At 65.6% G+C, this 19,646-nt stretch carries 10 protein-coding genes; 3 read left to right on the plus strand and 7 right to left on the minus strand.

The genetic code is table 11. The features are described from left to right. Positions 1–44: 44 nt before the first annotated feature. Positions 45–3,797: a methionine synthase gene (gene metH / locus ACIUM1_RS01330; protein ID WP_406815520.1), complete on the minus strand. Its 3,753-nt coding sequence runs from the start codon at positions 3,795–3,797 to the stop codon at positions 45–47. A gap of 577 nt (positions 3,798–4,374) precedes the next feature. Here metH and ACIUM1_RS01335 point away from each other — a divergent pair. Continuing rightward, positions 4,375–5,277 (plus strand): PAC2 family protein, encoded by a 903-nt coding sequence (locus tag ACIUM1_RS01335; protein ID WP_406815521.1) that lies wholly within the window; start codon positions 4,375–4,377, stop codon positions 5,275–5,277. Between the two features lie 67 nt (positions 5,278–5,344). Next, on the plus strand, positions 5,345–6,790 hold the full coding sequence (locus tag ACIUM1_RS01340) for an amino acid permease (protein ID WP_406815522.1): 1,446 nt from the start codon (positions 5,345–5,347) through the stop codon (positions 6,788–6,790). On the opposite strand, the gene ACIUM1_RS01345 is transcribed toward ACIUM1_RS01340, so the two are convergent. Beyond that, positions 6,787–7,665 (minus strand): SDR family oxidoreductase, encoded by an 879-nt coding sequence (locus ACIUM1_RS01345; protein WP_406815523.1) that lies wholly within the window; start codon positions 7,663–7,665, stop codon positions 6,787–6,789. The two genes, ACIUM1_RS01340 and ACIUM1_RS01345, sit on opposite strands and share 4 nt — an antisense overlap. Before the next feature lie 519 nt (positions 7,666–8,184). Here ACIUM1_RS01345 and ACIUM1_RS01350 point away from each other — a divergent pair. Then, complete coding sequence (locus ACIUM1_RS01350) at positions 8,185–8,592, plus strand: hypothetical protein (RefSeq protein ID WP_406815524.1); 408 nt, start codon at positions 8,185–8,187, stop codon at positions 8,590–8,592. Between the two features lie 72 nt (positions 8,593–8,664). Here the strand turns inward: ACIUM1_RS01350 and ACIUM1_RS01355 are convergent, their stop codons facing one another. The 5 genes from ACIUM1_RS01355 to pks2 are packed head-to-tail and all read right to left on the minus strand — an operon-like array spanning position 8,665 to position 19,140. Then, positions 8,665–10,404, minus strand: coding sequence for an AMP-binding protein (locus ACIUM1_RS01355; RefSeq protein WP_406815525.1), 1,740 nt, complete (start codon positions 10,402–10,404; stop codon positions 8,665–8,667). 2 nt (positions 10,405–10,406) lie between these two features. After that, a complete protein-coding gene (locus ACIUM1_RS01360; RefSeq protein ID WP_406815526.1) occupies positions 10,407–11,174 on the minus strand; it encodes a siderophore-interacting protein in 768 nt (255 codons plus the stop codon). 48 nt (positions 11,175–11,222) lie between these two features. Continuing rightward, positions 11,223–11,561 carry a hemophore-related protein gene (locus tag ACIUM1_RS01365; protein ID WP_406815527.1) on the minus strand — a complete coding sequence of 113 codons (339 nt, stop codon included), beginning with the start codon at positions 11,559–11,561 and terminating at the stop codon, positions 11,223–11,225. Then, entirely contained in the window at positions 11,539–12,849 is a 1,311-nt protein-coding gene (locus ACIUM1_RS01370) for a cytochrome P450 (protein ID WP_406815528.1), read from the minus strand. The genes ACIUM1_RS01365 and ACIUM1_RS01370 overlap by 23 nt, the downstream gene beginning before the upstream one ends. Before the next feature lie 3 nt (positions 12,850–12,852). Continuing rightward, the gene (pks2, locus tag ACIUM1_RS01375) at positions 12,853–19,140 is read right to left on the minus strand and encodes a sulfolipid-1 biosynthesis phthioceranic/hydroxyphthioceranic acid synthase (protein ID WP_406817892.1); all 6,288 of its coding nucleotides are present in this window, start codon (positions 19,138–19,140) and stop codon (positions 12,853–12,855) included. Between the last annotated feature and the right edge of the window lie 506 nt (positions 19,141–19,646).

Genomic DNA, 19,646 nt, shown 5'->3' on the forward strand with positions numbered 1-19,646 from the left:
CCCCAGAATGTTCCCGACAGCTTAACCGTTGACCGGGATGGGGCTCAGTCCTCTGGGTTGTAGCCGAGGTTGGGGGCGAGCCAGCGTTCGGCTTCCTGCAGAGTCCAGCCCTTGCGCTTGGCGTAGTCGGCAACCTGGTCCTGGGCCAGGCGGCCGACCACGAAGTACTGCGACTGCGGGTGCGAGAAATACCAGCCGCTGACGGCGGCACCGGGCCACATCGCCATCGACTCGGTCAACTCGATGCCGGTTCGCTCCTTGACGTCCAGCAACCTCCAGAGCGTCACCTTCTCGGTGTGCTCCGGGCAGGCCGGGTAGCCGGGGGCGGGGCGGATTCCCTTGTACTTCTCACCGATGAGTGCCTCGTTGTCCAGCTGCTCGTCCGGCTCGTATCCCCAGAACTCCTTGCGGACACGTTGGTGCATCCGTTCGGCGAATGCCTCCGCCAGCCGGTCGGCGATCGACTCCAGCAGGATCGCGCTGTAGTCGTCGAGGGCCGCCTTGAACTCCGCGATCTTCTCCTGGCTGCCGAGACCCGCGGTGACGGCGAAGGCACCGACGTAGTCGGCCAGGCCGGTGTCTTTGGGGGCGATGTAGTCGCCCAGCGACCGGTTCGGGATGCCGTCGCGATGCTCGCCCTGCTGGCGCAGGTTGTGCAGCGTGGTGAGCACCTCGGCACGGGTGTCGTCGGTGTAGACCTCAATGTCGTCCCCAACCGCGTTCGCCGGGAAGAAGCCGATCACCCCGCTGGCCGTCAGCCACTTCTCCTTGATCAGGGTGTCGAGCATCTGCTGGGCGTCGTCGTAAAGCTTGCGGGCCGCCTCACCCGAGGTCGGGTTGTTGAGGATGTCGGGGAACCGGCCCTTCATCTCCCAGGCATTGAAGAACGGCTGCCAGTCGATGTATTCGCGCAACTCGGCGAGGTCGTAGTCCTGAAATTCGCGTATTCCGAGGCCCTGGGCCGGGACCGGCGGCGTGTAGCCGTCCCAGTCGATCGGCGTCCGGTTGGCCCGGGCCTTCTCCAGAGTCAGCGTCGGCCGCTCGTTCTTCTGGGCGTGCCGTTCGCGCAGCGATGCGTAGTCCTTCTCGGTGGCCTCCAACAACGCCGGACGCTGCTTGTCGTCGAGCAGCGCGGCGGCGACCGGCACCGAGCGCGACGCGTCCTTGACCCAGACCACCGGACCGCTGCGACGCGGCGCCACCTTCACGGCCGTGTGGGCGCGCGAGGTCGTCGCACCACCGATCAGCAGCGGGATTTCCATCCCCTCGCGCTCCATCTCGGCGGCGAAGTTGACCATCTCGTCCAGCGACGGGGTGATCAGGCCGGACAGCCCGATGATGTCGGCGTCGTGCTCCTTGGCCGCGTTCAAGATCTTCTCGGCTGGGACCATCACGCCCAGGTCGATCACTTCGAAGTTGTTGCACTGCAACACGACTCCGACGATGTTCTTGCCGATGTCGTGGACGTCACCCTTGACCGTCGCCATCACGATCGTGCCGTTGGTGTCCTTACCGGCAGCAGCGCCGGACTCTTCTTTCTCCGCCTCGATGAACGGCAGCAGGTATGCGACGGCCTTCTTCATCACCCGGGCCGACTTCACCACCTGGGGCAGGAACATCTTGCCCGAGCCGAACAAGTCACCGACGACGTTCATGCCGTCCATCAGCGGGCCCTCGATCACCTCGATCGGGCGACCACCGGCGGCGGCGATTTCGGCCCGCAATTCCTCGGTGTCGTCGTCGACGTGGGCGTCGATGCCCTTGACCAGGGCGTGCGTGATCCGCTCGCGCACCGGCAGGCCGCGCCATTCGGCCGCGGCCGGGTCTTCGTTTTTCTCCGATTTGTTGAATCGTTCGGCGATCTCCAGCAGCCGTTCGGCCGCGTCCTCGCGACGGTTCAGGACGACGTCCTCGATGCGCTCGCGCAGCTCGGGGTCGATCGAGTCGTAGGGCACCAGCGCACCGGCGTTGACGATGCCCATGTCCAGGCCGGCCTTGATGGCATGAAACAGGAACACCGCATGGATCGCCTCGCGGACCGGGTTGTTGCCCCGGAACGAGAACGACACGTTGGAGATACCGCCGGAGATGTGCACGCCCGGCAGGTTCTCCTTGATCCAGGCGCAGGCCTCGATGAAGTCGATCCCGTACGTCGCGTGCTCCTCGATGCCGGTGGCCAGCGCGAAGCAGTTCGGGTCGAAGATGATGTCCTCGGGCGGGAAGCCGACCTCTTCGGTCAGGATCCGGTAGGCCCGTCCGCAGATTTCCTTGCGGCGCTCCAGATTGTCGGCCTGTCCCTGCTCGTCGAAGGCCATCACGACGACGGCGGCGCCGTACTTGCGGCACAGCCGTGCCTCGCGGACGAACTTCTCCTCGCCCTCCTTCATGGAGATCGAGTTGACGATCGGTTTGCCCTGGACGTTTTTCAGGCCCGCCTCGATGACCTCCCACTTGGAGGAGTCGATCATCACCGGGACGCGACTGATGTCCGGTTCGGCCGCGATCAGCTTGGTGAACCGGTCCATCGCGGCGACGCCGTCGATCATGCCCTCGTCCATGTTGATGTCGATGACCTGGGCACCGGCCTCGACCTGCTGCAGGGCGACCGACAGGGCGCTGTCGTAGTCCTCGGCCTTGATCAGGTTGCGGAATCGGGCGGAGCCGGTGATGTTGGTGCGCTCACCGATGTTGACGAACAGCGAGTCGTCGGTGATGTTGAGCGGCTCCAGGCCGGACAGCCGGGTGGCCACCGGGATCGTCGGCACCTCGCGCGGCGGTTTGCCCTCGACGACCTTGGCGATCTCGGCGATGTGCGGCGGCGCGGTTCCGCAGCAACCGCCGACCAGGTTGACCAGGCCGGCGTCGGCGAAGTCGGCGATGTAGCCGGCCTGCCGCTCCGGGGTCTCGTCGTATTCGCCAAAGGCGTTGGGCAGACCCGCGTTCGGGTAGCAGGAGACGAACGTGTCGGCGATCCGCGACACCTCGGCGATGTAGGGCCTCATCTCCGGCGCGCCCAGCGCGCAGTTCAGCCCGACCGCGATCGGCTTCGCGTGCCGGATCGAGTTCCAGAACGCTTCGGTGACCTGACCGGACAGCGTCCGCCCGGACGCGTCGGTGATGGTGCCCGAGATGATCACCGGCCAGCGGCGTCCGCGCTCCTCGAAGAGCGTCTCGACGGCGAACACCGCCGCCTTGGCGTTCAGCGAGTCGAAGATGGTCTCGATGATGAGCAGGTCGGCACCGCCGTCGACCAGCCCGTTGGCGGATTCGAGGTAGGCGGCGACGAGCTGGTCGTAGGAGACGTTGCGGGCGCCGGGGTCGTTGACGTCCGGCGAGATCGACGCGGTCCGCGTCGTCGGCCCGATCGCGCCGGCGACGTACCGGGGCTTCTCCGGGGTGCCGAACTCGTCGGCTGCCTTGCGGGCCAGGGCCGCGCCGGCGTAGTTGAGCTCGTAGGCCAGGTCCGCCATGTCGTAGTCGGAGAGCGAGATCGCGTTCGCGTTGAACGTGTTGGTCTCCAGGATGTCGGCGCCGGCCTCGAGGTACTCGCGGTGGATCCCCTCGATGATCTGCGGCTGCGTCAGGTTGAGCAGATCATTGTTGCCCTGCAGGGCGGTCGGCCATTCGGTGAACCGGTCGCCGCGGTAGCCGGCCTCGTCCGGCCGGTCGCGCTGGATCGCCGTGCCCATGGCGCCGTCGATCACCACAATGCGCTGGCGCAGAGCGGCCGTCAGTTCGTCGGTGCAGTCGGGGCGGATGTTCGGCTCGAAGCTGATTGTCGGCTCAGCGGCGTTCACGTACGTTCCTTCCGTAGCGGAAGGCGTCCTTGACTCTGCCGAGCGTGGCGGCTACCGGCAGAACCGGAACCGTTGCAACGCCTCTCGACGGTGGAAAGTCTACGTCGTCATCCGACGTCTGGACGCCCAGCTTGACCGGACCCGCTGGACGCTCGCGATGCCCGTGAGCGCGGATCCTGTCGGCAATATCCTAGTTACCAAGGTTAACGAGTTCGCAGTGCGACGTATTTCGCCTTGACCGCGTCGACGCCGGTTGGCGAAGTCGTCCGGGCCAGGTCGGCAGCCTGTCACTGCGTACCCATCGCGCTGTCGCCGACAACCAACCGCTGCGACGAAGCGTCGAGGATGTCCATGTGGTAGCGGTGTTCGTCAGCGACGGTCACCCCATTAAGAATAGTCGTCCTATGCAAAAGCCACCGCCGAGCATCAATCGGCCGAGAATCCACGGCCACCGCGGCCCGAAGATCCGGCTCGATCCAATTGCCCGACCCGACTCGCCCCCGCAAGCGGGGGGACCCCCACATCGGACCGCGCCCGGTCCGCATCGTCGGCGAGCGGAAGGCCGTAGGCTAATTCTGTGACCCCGCCCGACGGCCCCGCTTTTGGCCTCCCTGGTGAGAAGGCCGCATTGCCCGAACTGCACCACACGGTCGTGGTGGCTGCGTTCGAGGGCTGGAACGACGCCGGCGACGCGGCCAGCGACGCGCTCGAACACCTCGAGGCCATCTGGGAAGCCGACCCGATCTTGGAGATCGACGACGAGGCGTACTACGACTACCAGGTGAATCGTCCGGTGATCCGGCAGGTGGACGGGGTGACTCGAGAACTGGTGTGGCCGGCGATGCGGATCTCGCATTGCCGCCCGCCGGGCAGCGACCGCGATGTCGTATTGATGCACGGGGTGGAACCCAACATGCGCTGGCGCACCTTCTGCGCGGAGCTGGTGGCCATCGCCGACAAGCTCAACGTCGACACCGTGGTGATCCTGGGCGCGCTGCTGGCCGACACCCCACACACTCGGCCGGTCCCGGTGTCGGGCGCGGCCTACTCCCCCGAGTCGGCCAAACGCTTCGGCCTCGAGGAAAGCCGTTACGAGGGGCCGACCGGCATCGCCGGGGTGTTTCAGGACTCCTGCGTGGCCGCCGGGATCCCGGCGGTGACGTTCTGGGCGGCGGTGCCGCACTACGTCTCGCAGCCACCGAATCCCAAGGCGACGGTGGCACTGCTGCGCCGCGTCGAAGACGTGCTGGACATCGAGGTACCGCTGGCCGACCTGCCGACGGATGCCGAGGACTGGGAGCAGGCGGTCACCGAGATGACCGCCGAGGACGAGGACCTCGCCGAGTACGTACAGTCGCTCGAGCAACGCGGCGACGCCGAAGTCGACATGAACGACGCCCTGGGCAAGATCGACGGCGACGCGTTGGCCGCCGAGTTCGAGCGCTATCTGCGCCGCCGCCGCCCCGGCTTCGGGCGCTGACCGCGGTCGTCTCGGTCAGTCCGACCCTGCCCGAGGCTGGGCGATCGACAAGCGATTGGACGTTTTCTTGGCTGCGACGCGTGATGATGGCAACCCAACTCCTGTAGCCGGCGATTTCGGTGAAGATGCCGGTTACCGCAAAGGACTCAAGCCCCGGCAAGTGCAGATGATCGGCATCGGGGGCGCGATCGGCTCCGGGCTGTTCCTGGGCGCGGGCGGCCGGCTGGCCAAGGGCGGACCCGGAATGGTCTTGGTCTATGCCGTGTGCGGCCTGGTCGTCTTCCTGATTCTGCGAGCGCTGGGCGAGTTGGTGTTGCACCGCCCGTCATCGGGTTCGTTCGTGTCGTATTCACGAGAGTTTTTCGGTGAAAAGGCCGCCTATGCGATCGGCTGGATGTACTTCCTGGGCTGGTCGATGACGGCCATCGTCGACACCACCGCGATCGCCACCTACCTGCGCAGGTGGACCACGTTTGAATCCATCCCCCAGTGGGTGTTGGCGCTGCTCGCCCTCGTCGTGGTGCTATCGATGAACCTGATCTCGGTGGAGTGGTTCGGTGAGCTGGAATTCTGGGCGGCGCTGGTCAAGGTTCTCGCGCTGGTCGCCTTCCTGGTCGTCGGGATCGTGTTCCTGGCCGGCCGCTATCGGATCGAAGGCCACAGCACCGGGCTGAGTCTGTGGACCGAGCACGGCGGACTCTTTCCCTCTGGCGTGTGGGCGGTGCTGCTGACCACCTCGGGCGTGGTATTCGCCTATGCCGCCATCGAATTGGTGGGCACGGCCGCCGGGGAGACCGCCGAGCCGGAGAAGGTCATGCCGCGCGCGATCAATTCGGTGATCGCACGCATCGCGATCTTCTACGTCGGGTCGGCGGCGCTGCTGGCCTTGCTGCTGCCGTACACGTCCTACAAGGCCACCGAAAGTCCTTTCGTCACTTTCTTTTCCAAGATCGGCTTCCACGGCGCCGGGGACTTGATGAACATCGTGGTGCTCACCGCGGCCCTGTCGAGCCTCAACGCGGGGCTGTATTCCACCGGGCGGATCATGCATTCGATGGCGTCCAGTGGCAGTGGACCCCGGTTCGCGACCCGGATGTCCAAGAACGGGGTGCCCTACGTCGGCATCGCAATGGCGGCCGCCATCTGCCTGCTCGGCATCGCCCTCAACGCCGTCAACCCCGGCGAAGCCTTCGAGATCGTGCTCAACATCGTCGCCCCGGGCATCATCGCGTGCTGGGCGACCATCGTGCTGTGTCAGCTGCGCTTCCACCGGCTCGCGAAGGCCGGGCTCGTCGAGCGGCCGCAGTTCCGGATGCCGTGGGCCCCCTATTCGGGTTACCTCACTCTGGCCTTCTTGGCCGGGGTCCTGGTCATGATGGCCTTCGACAAACAGACCGGTACCTACACGATCGGGACGGTGGTGTTCGTCATTCCGGCGCTGAGCGCCGGATGGTTGTTGGTGCGCCACCGGGTGGCGGCGGTCGCATCCCAGCGCCTGGCCCAGACCACCTAGGACGCGCCGAGATCGCGGTTGTAGGCGCTGGTGGAGCGGCCCAGAGCGGCGACCTGGGCGTCCAGCTGCGGCAACAGCTCGGCGGTGGATTTGTGCAGGGGCATCTCGCCCACCGGGCTGGACAGCACCGGCTTCACCCAGCGGAACAGCGCCACCCAGCGCGGGCAGTAGACACGGGTGCGACGGCCTTCGATGCCCTTGACGAATGCGGCCGCGCATTTGTCGACGGTCGTCGTCTTGCTCAACGGCCATGGGAAGCTGGCCAACAACTGTTTGAATGCGGACAGATCGGTCTGGGTGTCGCGGACCAGGGCGGTGTCGATCCAGGACATGTGCGCCGAGCCGACCCTCACCCCCTGGTGGGCCACCTCCAGCCGCAGCGCGTTGGCCAGCATTTCGGCACCGGCCTTTGAAGCGTTGTATGGCGCCAACCCGGGAGCAGCCGTGTAGGCGGCCAGTGACGAGACGATCAGCAGGTAACCGCGGCGTTCGATCAGCGCGGGCAACGTCGCTCGCGCAGTGTGAAACACGCCGAGCACGTTGATGTCTAGGACCCGCCTGAATGCGTCCGGGTCGACCTGCGCCGCGGACCCATAACTCATGATGCCGGCGTTGGCCACTACCACGTCGATGCCGCCGAAACGCTCGACGGCGCGGTCGGCGGCGGCCTGCATGGCGGGCAGATCGCGCACGTCGGCGACCGCGGTCAGCACCCGGTCCTCGCCGAGTTCAGCGGCGAGCGCCTTCAAGTCGGCTTCGTTGAGATCGGTCAGCACGAGCTTGGCGCCCTTCGCGCTCAGCCGGCGAGCGGTCTCGGCCCCGATCCCCCGGGCACCGCCGGTGATGAAAACGACTTGGTCCTGCAGCGATGTCATGATCGCCAACGTACCTTGCCGATGTCTGCACACCGGGAGCCGTGGCACTGTGGTCGCCGAAGCATGCGCAGATTGTTCTTACGCGTCCAGTCAGCCGCATCGTTGGTCTCACTCAGGTCGTGCAAAGCGGCGCGGCGCAGGAGGCTCCGCATGTCGAAAAACGTTGGGGCTCAGCACCAATGCGAAAGGACGTGACACCACTGGGTATTTTGATGCCAGACTTACCTCCGGTCGCGGTGATCCGTCGTGAGGTTGCCCTTTCGCCCCCACCCGGGCATCAATCGGCGGGGGCATTACCACGACGACAGGCCGATCGTCGCCGGGATAGCGCCCATGGGACGGATACCAACCCGCAACACACAAGAAACCGCAAGGTAATTTTCTGGTTGGTTAATTGCTACTACCCTAACTGAGCCTTCGCACTACTCTACTTGGCGTGTACCGTCCGTGAGAGCGGTCGCCGCGACCATAGGCTCCGGGCATGACATGTACTCGAGCATGTTGCCGGAGGACCTCCGGATGACACAAGACGGTCCGGTCCCATCGCCAGTCGACGATTCCACTGGCCCGGAAAAACATAATCAGCTCGACTATCAGGAACTGGACAGCACGGCACGCGCCATTGCGTCCAATATGCAGCGGCGGGGTGCGGCGGGCGCACGGATCGCGGCCAGGGCCATCGGGATCCGCCGCAGCGCGGCCGAGGTCGAGCCGGCTTCGCCCACCGATTCCGCTGCCCAAAGCGAAGGTACGCTGCGCCGAAAAGCAACTTCACCAGACTATCCGGTGTGGAACTTCGTGACGCGCACCAGCTTGGGTAATATCGACACCTACCTCTGGCACCGCGAGGGCACCAATGAGTTCTGCTGGCGTCCAGTTGGAAAGCATTGGGGCACGGCGGAAACGGCCACAGACGAACCCGAATAGCGAACGGCGTCCATCGAGCTTTCGCTCAGCAATGACCCACGCCTAAGGCGGGATGATCGCGCCTGCCAGACCCTAGGCGTGCAAGCGGGCGAACTGGCCTTGCCGGTACCGCTCGACGCACGCGGCTCGCCGAACCTTGCCGCTCGTGGTGATCGGGATCGAACCGGGCGCCACCACAACCAGATCCGCGACGCCGACGCCGTGCGAGTTGGACACCGCCGACGTGACTTCGCGCTCGACGACAGCGAACTTGTTCGCCTTCTCTTCGTGGGACGCGCCGTGATTCTTGACCTCGACGATGACGACAAGTTTTTCCGTACCCCCTTGCGGAACCGCTATCGCCGCGCACCGACCCCGGGTGATCTCCTGGACCGTCGCTTCGATGTCGTCGGGTGAGTGGTTACGCCCGTAGACAATCAACAGATCCTTGATGCGGCCGATGATGAACAGCTCGCCGTCGAAGAAGAATCCTGAGTCCCCGGTTCGCAGCCACGGCGCTTCGGGCGTGCCGGCCGACGGGCTGACAAGCCGATCGCTGAACGTACGTTCGGTCTCTTCGGGCTTTTGCCAATAGCCCATGGCGACGTTGTCACCGTGCACCCAGATCTCACCGACGGTTCCCTGCGGGCACTCAATCCTGGTGTCGGGGTCGACGACACGAATCACCGGTGAGCGCGGCGTCCCGTAACTGATCAGCGGTGTGCCGGTGGGGCTTTCGCATCGCTGCGCGGTGCCGGTGGCGAGCTTCTCGGATTCGAAGTGGACGATTTTGGGCGGTTGCGCCGGCGTGCGGGTCAACGCGTACACCGTTGCCTCTGCGAGCCCATAACCCGGCCGAATCACGGTCTCGGGCAGATTGAAACGTGCGAACCGGTCGGTGAACCGCCGCAACGTCGCAGGATGCACCCGTTCACTACCGCTGAGGATAACCAGCACGTTCCCCAGATCCAGTCCGGCCATGTCCTCGTCCGATGTCTTGCGTGCCGCCAATTCGAAAGCGAAGTTGGGCCCCGCCGAAAATGAGTGACTCTCCCTGGCCAGCAATTGCATCCACCGGGCCGGCCGCTGCAGAAACGACACCGGGCTCATCAGCACAGCGCGAATTCCGCCCAGAACGGGCAAACACACTCCCAGTACCAGACCCATGTCGTGGTAAAACGGCAACCACGACACGATTGTCGCGTCTGGTGGAGCGACTCCCCCGTAATCAACACAGAAGTCGGACATCACCTGCCCGAAATTGGCCAGCAGGTTGCGATGCGAGACCATGACCCCGGCCGGTTGACGGGTAGACCCGGACGTGTACTGGAGGTATGCCAGATCTGTGTGATTCCCGTTCCCGGCGACGGATCCTGGCCTGGCGTCCAGGTCCAACAGGTCAACCTCGATGACCGATGGAACAGGTCCGCCCGACTCCGACTTGACATACTCGGCAACGGTTTCCGCAGCGGGTGACGTGGTGAGAACGACAGTCGGCGACGCGTCGCGCAGCACCGAAGTGACGCGCTCGTCGCTGACGCCACCCAGCGGAACCGAAAGTGGAACCGCGACCTGTCCCGCCTGCAATGCGCCAAGAAACGCCACGATGTAATCGAGCCCCTGCGGGGCCATTATGACGGCGCGGTCACCCGTCGACCCGCACTGCTGAAGCCCCCGCGCAACATTCACCGTGCGCCGATACAGCTGCGACCAGGTCAGGCTTTCGGCGATCCCGTTCCAGTCCTGCTCGTAATCGATGAAGGTGAACGCCGTGTCATTGGGCTGCAAGCTGGCGCGTTCACACAGCAAATCCGAAATGGACGTCTCAACCATGATCACTCCATGCCGCTGCGGCCGGGGGTCCAAAAGGGTTTGGTGCGTATCTGGCGCCGATCCCAACCACGTTCGACGACCAGTATTTTCCGCAAGGTTTGGATGGTGCGCGCCTCGCCCGCGAGGTAGGCGACACCGGGATAGTCCGGCAGCGGGAGGGTGCGCACGGCGTCGGCGAGCACCGCGGAGTTCGCGGCCGGGGCGTCGCCGCGCTCCACCCGGCTCAGGGGTCGGGCCAGGGGAAGGTGGTCGGTGTGGGTGGCGGCCTCGGTCACTCCGTAAACCTCGGCGGTCGGTTGCATAGATCGAAGCATCGCGGCGAACGCGACCGAGGCGGTTTCTTCGCCGGCGAACACGTGGTAGGGCGCGTCCTGGTGTATGACGAAATCGCCTTGGGGCCGGGTGATGTGGGCATGATCTCCGGGGGAGGTCGCCGTTGCCCAGCGTCTGGCGGGTGTCGCGGCCTGCGGGTCGCCGTCGTGATCGAACATCACGATGTCGAGTGTGCCAAGGTCGGGATCGGCATCGTAAATGGAGTATGTGCGTACCACGGGGTACGGGTGCAGCCGTGACCAGGATTCACGCAGACTCTCGACCTTCAGCCGCACCTGCTGACCTGGCGTCCAGGTCAGGTCCCGCAGTCGTGCGCCGCTGAACCGGATGCGGCGCATTCTTGGAGTCAGCCTTTCGATCTCGCTGACAGTTGCCGACAGGAACACTGCATCGCGCAGCGTGCTGACGAGCGGGAAACCTTCGATGAGGGTGGCCACAAAGAACTCCAAAAGGTTAGCGGTGGTCGGAGGTGGGGGCGGATGTGCTCAGTAGTTGTTGCAGGTGCTGAAGACCCGCAAGACAAGTCCGAACTGCTGGTCAGCCCCCGGCTGGCTGGCAAGCATCTCGGCCATCCGCTGGCGCTGGCCCGGCGGCGAGGCGAGGAATTGACGCAGGAACGAGACGCTCTCCGGCGACGAGTTGAATTGTGCGGCGGCTTGAGGATCTGCCGCCTGCAGCGCCTTTTGCACCTGGTCGTAGTTGCAGGTTGTATTGACAAACGGGCTCAGATCGCGATCGGCGGATGCGAGGCCGGCCCCAGCGGTCAGCGACAATGCCAGGCCGCAAGCCCCGACAGCCAATCTAGTCAACATTGGCATGGCCATTTTTGGATACCTCCTGAATGGGAGTGAACTCGAGGTGCAATTCCTTGAGGCGCCTGAACAGTGGGGTGCGGTCCCAGATGAGCCGACGAGCGCCCGGCGGGCCGTGCTCGGCCTCTGAAAGCCGGATGTCGGCCATCCGGTTGAGGATTCGCTCCAAGCTCACCCGCACTTCGGCGCGCGCAATCGGGGCACCCGGGCACGTATGAATACCGCGTCCGAATGCCATGTGATGCAATATGTTCGGGCGACCGAGGCGGAACTCGTCGGGATGGTCGAACCGCCGCGGATCGCGGTTTGCCGCACCGTTCATCACCAGTACGCTGGTACCGGCTTGCACATCGACGTCGCCGATCTTGGTGGTACGCCGCGCCAGACGGAAATTCGTTTTGATCGGGCTTTCGATGCGCAGCATCTCCTCGATGAAGGCGCTGATCTTTGAATTGTCCTCGCGCAGTTGTTCTTGCAAGTCCGGTCGCTCTGCCAGCGTGAGCAGCGAGAGACTCAGCAGATCGATCGTCGTGCCGTGGCCGGCGGCGAACATGAAGGTGGCGACGCGGGCGACATCAAGCGCGTCGGGTGTCGTGCCATCGGGAAACTTCGCCAGCGCAAGCTCGGTGAGGACATCGTCACGCGGCTCGCGCCTCCGCTCTTCGACGTATTCGACGAACCACTCCTCTTTCACACCGACGAAACCGCTGCGGTCGCCCTCGAGCCTGCTGGCATACGCAGCGCGGCGGAACCGCTCACGGTCGGCCTCGGGCACGTCGAGCAAGTCGGTGATCGCGTCGAGCGTAAAGGGGAAGTTGTAGTCAATGACCATCTCGCACTTGCCTTTCGCGACGAAGCGGTTGAGTTGCTCGTCGGCCAGGCGCCAAAGGAAGTCCTCGTTGTTCTTCAGCTGCTTCGGCGTGAACAACCGGCTCAGCAGCGAGCGGTGGGCCGTGTGCTTCGGAGGATCAAACGTCAGAAAGTAGTCGCCGAACGTGACCCCCTGGCGATGCCGCTCAATCAGATCCGAGATGTCATCGCTGTCGGTTTTGGTCGGAATCCCCGACCACGGTCCGCTGACGATATTGCAGACCGAGAAGGCCTGTTCGGGGTCGCGTTGAACCGCCAGAGCCTCGTCGTACCCGGACACCATCACCACACCGTGCGCGGGCTCACGCCATACCGGGCAACGACGGATCGCGTCGTAATAGTCGTATGGGTCATCGACGAGCGACTTCTCCGTGAAGAAGTCCCGGTTTTCGGGAGCCGACTTCCGGGTGATCATGTGATCAGATGCCATCTTTCAAACCCTCTCAGCTTTCAGGGCGGCGTCCGCGGGCGCCAACTTTTCACACAGCAGATCCGCCAGACCGCGAATGGTGCCGATGGTGGCGATGTCGGCGGGCGTCACGCGTACGCCCGTTTCGGTCTGAATGCGGGTAAGGAGTTCGAGGCCGCCCAGCGAGTCGAGGCCGTACTCGGACAGCGCACGGTCGGGATCGACGTTGCGGCGCAGGATCAGGCTGACCTGATCCGAGATCAGCCGCCGCAGCCGGGTGGGCCACTCGTCCAAAGCCAGCTCATCCAGTTCGGCACGCAGTTTGCTTGTGCCGGTGGAGTTTTGCCCGTCGGAGCGGAACGCTTCGGCGAAGGGACTGCGTTGGGCGAAAGCGGTCAACCACGGTGCGCCCATCATCGGGGCATAGCCGGTGCAGGCGCGGTCGTGGCGCAGCAGCGCTTCGAAGGCATAGGCACCTTCGTCGGGAGCTATGGCGACGCCGGCGCCTTCGGCCAGGGCGGTGCCGCGTCCTACCTGCGCCCAGGCACCCCACGCGATCGCGGTGGCCGGCAAACCCCGGGCCCTGCGCCAGCGGGTGAAGGCATCCAGCCAACTGTTGGCCGCGGCGTAGGCGCCCTGGCCGGGTGACCCCACCAGCGCGGCGGCCGACGAGAACGAGCAGAACCAGTCCAACGGCTGCTCGGCGGTGGCTTCTTGAAGGGCCTCGTGCAAGTTCCACGCACCGTAAACCTTTGGCGCCCAGTCACGCTCGACGAGCTCGTCGGTGATATTGGTCAGTGTGGCATCCTCGATCACCGCCGCCAGATGCAACACACCGCGCACTGGAAGCCCGGTGGCGGTCGCCGTGGCCACCAACCGCTGCGCAGTACCGGCCTCGACTATGTCGCCGCACTCCACCACGACGTCGGCACCGGTGTCCCGGATGCGCTCGATCACCGCCAGCGCCTCGGGAGTTGGTTGCGAACGCGAGGACAACACGATCCGCCCGCAGCCGGCCCCGGAACCGGGAGAAGCCATCTTCTCGGCCAAGAACAGCCCCAGGCCCCCCAGCCCGCCGGTGATGATGTAGGCGCCGTCGCCGCGGAAGACCCCCACCTTCGCCGGTGGCACCACCACGCGGCTGCGGCCGGTGTGCGGGACGTCGAGCACGAGTTTGCCGGTGTGCTGGGCGCCACTCATCACCCGAATCGCGGTGGCGGCATCGGCAAGCGGGTAGTGCGTGCTCTCCGGCATCGGCAACGAGCCGTCCGCGGTAAGCCGGTACACCGTGTTCAGCAGGTCCCGCAACTTGTCCGGGTGGCTGAACGACATCAACGCCAGGTCGAGTGCATAGAACGTCAGATTGCGCCGGAACGGGAAGAGCCCCAGTCGGGTGTCGCCGTAGATGTCGCGTTTGCCGATTTCGACGAATCGTCCACCGAACGCCAGCAATTCGACGCCCGCGCGCTGGGCGGCCCCGACAACCGAGTTGAGCACGATGTCCACGCCATAGCCGTCGGTGTCGCGACGTATCAGGTCGGCGAACTCGACGCTTCGCGAGTCGTACACGTGCTCGATGCCCCTGTCGCGCAATAATTGTCGACGGTCCTCGCTGCCGGCGGTGGCGAAGATCTCGGCTCCCGCGGCCCGGGCGATGTCAATTGCCGCCTGCCCAACCCCACCGGTCGCAGAGTGGATCAGCACCCGATCACCGGCCCCGATTCGGGCCAGCTCATGCAAGCCGTAATAGGCGGTGGCGTGCGCGGTAGTCACCGCCGCCGCCTGGTCGTCGGCCAGGCCGGCCGGCAGCGTGACGGCCAGGCGCGCGTCGCAGGTGAGGAAGGTACCCCAACAACCGTTGGCGCTCAGGCCCCCGACACGGTCGCCCACCTTGTGGTCGGTCACGTCGGGCCCGACGGCGGTCACCACGCCGGCGAAGTCAGTGCCCAGCTGTGGTAGCCGCCCCTCGAAAGCGGGGTATCGACCGAACGCGACGAGAACGTCGGCGAAGTTGATGCTGGACGCGCTCACCGCGACCTCGATCTGTCCCGGCCCCGGTGGAACACGGTCGCAGGCAACGAGTTCGAGTGACTCCAAGTCACCGGGCGTACGGATCTGCAGACGCATGCCGTCGCACTCGTGGTTGGCGACGGCGGTTTGCCGCTCCTCAGGCAGCAGCGGAGCAGGGCACAGCCGCGCGGTGTACCACGCGCCGTTTCGCCAGGCCGTCTCGTCCTCCTCCGACCCGCCGAGCAGTTGCCGTGCCAGCTGGTCGACGTCGGTCGTCTCATCCACATCGATCTGACTGACGCCCAGATGCGGGTGTTCCATGCCGATTACCCGGACCAGGCCGCGGAGCCCGGCCTGCCCCAGGTCGGGCACGTCGTTGGACACCACGGTTTGGCTGTTGCGGGTCACGACGTACATGCGCGGCGGTTCGCCCGGAAAGTCCGCCAACTCGCGGGCAACGCGCACCAGATGTTGCACATAGTCGCGGCCAACACGCGCAGACTGCTCGTCAACGTCGCCGTTCTTCGGTCCGGTGAGGATCACCACACCGGTGAATCCACCGGTACGCAAATGAGTTCCAAGCTGTTCCACGCTGGAGGCGTGGTCGGCCTGCCGCGGCCAGGACATCGTGGTGCAGTGCACCCCATGGTTTTTCAGGGCGTCGGCCAGCGCGCTGGCCGCCACATCCGCGGTGGTGGTAGTGCCGATCAGCAGCCAGCTTCCGGCGTCGGTGTGGTCGGCCTCGGGCAATTCTCGTTGCCGCCACTCGATGGTCAACAGCCGCTCGGCCATCACCCGGTCTTTGTTGCCGCTCTCGGATGCGCTGGCACCCACGCGTAGCCCCGCTACCGTGAGCAGCACCGCCCCGTGCTCGTCGAGCACGTCGATGTCGGCCTCGACCCCGGAAGTGTCGGCTTTGGTCACCCGGGTGAAACAGTAGTGGACGTTGCGGGCGGCGCCGTAGCAGCGGAGTCGACGGATACCCAACACCAACCCCAGCGCCCCTTCGCCCAGGGCCTGGACGTCCGGATGGGCCTCAACCGACTGAAAGCACGCATCCAGCAATGCGGGGTGTACGCCGTAAAGAGCTTGGTGCGAACGGATTTGGCGGGGCAGTGCCACCTCGGCCAAGACGGTGTCAGTCGCCTCCTCGCCGATGTGGACGGCGCCCAGCCCGGAGAACGCGGGACCGTACTGAACGCCACGACGGTCCATGCGCATGCGCACCTCGTCGCCATCGGCGGAGCTCGCATGCGCGGCGAGTAGCGCGGACACGTCGTACGCGGGTGGTTGCTCATCCTCTGCGGCATGGAGAACTGCGACAGCGTGCCGTGCCCGTTCGCCGCGCTGATTTGACTCCACGGTGAAGTCGACGACGCCCGGCGACGACAACGACGCCGACGCGCCGACCTGGGTCTGCTCGTCGAGCAGCAGCGCCTGCTCGAAGCGGATGTCACGAACCTCGGCGGCCTCGCCCACTACGGTGCGCGCGGCCGCCAACGCCATCTCGCAGTACGCGGCCCCCGGAAGCACCACCACATTGCGGATCTGGTGGTCGGCGAGCCAGGGCTGAGCGGCGGTGCCCACCTCGCCCTGCCACAAGTGACGCTCAGGTTCCTCCCGCACGTGCACGTGCGAGCCCAGCAGTGGATGCACCGAAACGGCGCAGCCACCAGGTGTCGGGGATTCCGGGCCGCTGCCGTTCAACCACAGCCGGCGGTGCGTCCAGGTGGGTAGCGGCGCGTCCACCAACCGCCCACTCGGGTAGAGCACCGAGAAATCGACCGCGGCTCCCGCATTGTGTAGATCCGCCATAAAGCCGTGCAGCCCGTAGGGAAGCGCTTGTTGACGGCGGATGGCGGCCAAAGCTGCCATCGGCATCTCGCGACTGCGGGCGGTCTGCTCGAGGGCGCGGGTAAGTAGGGGGTGTGGAGCCAGTTCGGCAAAGACCCGGTAGCCATCCTCCAAAGCCGCCTGGACGGCCGTGGCGAACCGCACCATCCGGCGCATGTTGTTCGCCCAATAGCGGGCATCGCACACCGGCTGCTCACGCGGGTCGAACAGCGTGGCCGAGTAGTAGGGAACGTCCGGTGTCATCGGGCTGATCTCGGCGAGTATCTCGATCAGCTCGCCCATGATCGGATCGACTTGAGGCGAATGGAAGGCGACATCCGTGGGGACCTCGCGGGCCATCACGTCGCGCTGCTCCCAGGCCGTCACCAGGTCGCGAACCGTGTGCGCGGCACCGGCAATCACCGTGGATTGCGGCGAGGCCACAACCGCCACCACAACGTCGTTGACGCCACGAGCCGTAAGCTCCGAAAGCACTTGCTGCGCGGGCAGTTCCACCGATGCTGTGGCACCCGCACCGCCGATGCGGGACATCAGCTGCGAGCGACGGCAGATTACGCGCGCCCCGTCTTCCAGCGATATGGCACCGGCGACGACAGCTGCGGCAGCCTCGCCGAGGGAGTGCCCGATGACCGCACCGGGGCGCACTCCGTATGCCTTCATCGTGGCGGCCAGCGCGACCTGCATGGTGAACAGCGTCGGCTGGACCCGGTCTTGGCCGGCCACCGTCTGCGGCGCCGACATCGCTGCGGTAACCGAGAATCCGGACTCCCGGGCGATCAGCGGCTCGACTTTCGCAACGGTGTCGGCAAACACCGGTTCGGTCGCCAGCAGGTCTGCTCCCATCGCCGCCCATTGCGAACCCTGCCCGGAGAACACCCAGACAGGTCCGCGGTCGTCCTGTCCGACCGCGGACTGATACGGAGTGTCGCCGTCGGCAACTTCCTGCAAGGCCTCGATGAGCCCGTCGCGGTCACCGGCAATGACTGCGGTGCGTACCGGGCGGTGCGTGCGCCGCCGCGCCAGGGTGTAGGCCAAATCGGGCAACGCCAGATCGTCATGTGCTCGCACCCAGTCGGCCAACCGGCCGGCGGTGCGGCGCAGTCCGTCGGCCGAGGTGGACGACAGCGGGAACATCAGTGGTTTCGTCGACGATTCGACTGAGGCAGGTTCGGGCATGACGGGTTCGAGGGCCTGTTCAGGTGCCTGTTCCACGATGGCGTGCACGTTGGTTCCCGACAGCCCGTACGACGACACCGCCGCCCTTCGCGGGTGGTGCCCGTTAGTGACCCACGGCGTAGTCTGTTGTGGCACAAAGAGTTTCGTGTCAATCTTGGCAAGGTCATCGGGCAGCCGGGTGAAATGCAGATTCCGGGGAACCACACCATGCTGCAGCGCGAGGATCGCCTTCATCATCCCGAGCGCGCCGGAGGCCGCCTGCGCATGACCGAAGTTGGTCTTCACCGACGCCAGCACGCAGGGGCCGTCGATGCCGTAGACGTTGGCCAGGCTGGCGTATTCGATCGGGTCACCCACCGGGGTGCCCGGGCCGTGAGCCTCGACCATGCCGACCGTTCGGGCGTCCACACTTGCGGCGGCTAAAGCCGCCTGATAGACCGCCGTCTGCGCGGACTTCGACGGTGTGGCGATGTTCACCGTATGACCGTCCTGGTTGGCGGCTGTACCCCGCACCACGGCCAGGATCCGATCACCGTCTCGGAGCGCGTCGGACAGCCGCTTGAGTAGCAGCATGACGCTGCCCTCGCCGCCCACGAATCCGTCGGCCGCGACGTCGAAGGCGTGGCAACGCCCGGTCGGCGACAGCATGCCCTCGGCCGACCCGGCGGAGAATTTCCGCGGGTCCAACGCCAGCGTGGCACCGCCGGCCAGGGCAAGGTCGCTTTCGCCCTCATGCAGGCTGCGGCAGGCCAGGTGGATCGCGGTCAGGCCGGAGGAACATGCGGTGTCCACGGTCAATGCGGGACCGTGGACACCCAGGGCATAGGCGATGCGCCCGGAAGCCAGGCTGAAGTTGCTTCCGGAAAAGCCGTACGCCCCCTCCACCGAGTGCGCGTCGGCAGCCAGCAACTGGTAGTCGCCATGCGTCAATCCGATGAACACACCGGTCAGCGAATCGGCGAGCCGCTCCCGGGTAAGACCGGAGTGTTCCATGGCCTCCCATGAGGTCTCCAAAAGCAGCCGATGCTGCGGATCCATCGCGGTCGCTTCCCGCTCGTTGATCCCGAAGAACTCGGGATCGAAGCCGGCGACGTCGTCGATGAATGCGCCCCACCGTGATACCGACCGACCCGGCACGCCCGGTTCGGGGTCGTAGTATTCGTCGGCGTCCCAGCGGTCGGGCGGAATCTCGGTAACCAGGTCGTCGCCGCGCAACAGCGCCTCCCACAACTGCTCCGGGGAGTCGATGCCCCCGGGAAGCCGGCAGGCCATGCCGATCACGGCGACCGGAGTGACCGGTGTGGTACCGATCGGCGGCGGAGAATCGGTCGAAGGTGAGCGCCGTATACCGTCGTCGAACGGATTGATACTCACCGGTCCTCCAAACTTCGCTTTGGCATGGGGCAGACACATCTGTGCGCCAGCTGTTTCTGACCAGGTGACTAAACGGTCCCGGTCGAGTGCATGATCCAGAGCGTTGTGGATTTCAATCCTGTTGTCCGGCTTATGAAGCGGGTAGCGTAGTCAGGGCCCGGACATAGAGTGCTGGGCGCCGGTAGACAGAGTGGCGGCTCCGGTAGCGACAGGAAAACTACTCAACAAAATTGCGCGCTGGCACGAATTGCTTTCTGCGACAGCGTTTTTCTTCGAGATGTCGCCTGCGGCGCTCCCGCGGATGTGACCTCGCGAGACGGCCTGAGGGTCGTGACGCCGGACTTGACGAGATCCGGTAGCGGTGCCCTTCGCCGTCCGGCCGGCGACGAAAAATACCTCACCGG

Origin of the sequence: Mycobacterium sp. M23085 (genome assembly GCF_045343915.1) — a bacterium.
Lineage (GTDB): Bacteria > Actinomycetota > Actinomycetes > Mycobacteriales > Mycobacteriaceae > Mycobacterium.

Coding starts and splice junctions, on each gene's coding strand:
- ACIUM1_RS01345 (WP_406815523.1), bottom strand. CDS start 7,665: ATGACATCGCTGCAGGACCAAGTCGTTTTCATCACCGGCGGTGCCCGG.
- ACIUM1_RS01350 (WP_406815524.1), top strand. CDS start 8,185: ATGACACAAGACGGTCCGGTCCCATCGCCAGTCGACGATTCCACTGGC.
- ACIUM1_RS01355 (WP_406815525.1), bottom strand. CDS start 10,404: ATGGTTGAGACGTCCATTTCGGATTTGCTGTGTGAACGCGCCAGCTTG.
- ACIUM1_RS01365 (WP_406815527.1), bottom strand. CDS start 11,561: ATGGCCATGCCAATGTTGACTAGATTGGCTGTCGGGGCTTGCGGCCTG.
- ACIUM1_RS01370 (WP_406815528.1), bottom strand. CDS start 12,849: ATGGCATCTGATCACATGATCACCCGGAAGTCGGCTCCCGAAAACCGG.
- pks2 (WP_406817892.1), bottom strand. CDS start 19,140: ATGGCCTGCCGGCTTCCCGGGGGCATCGACTCCCCGGAGCAGTTGTGG.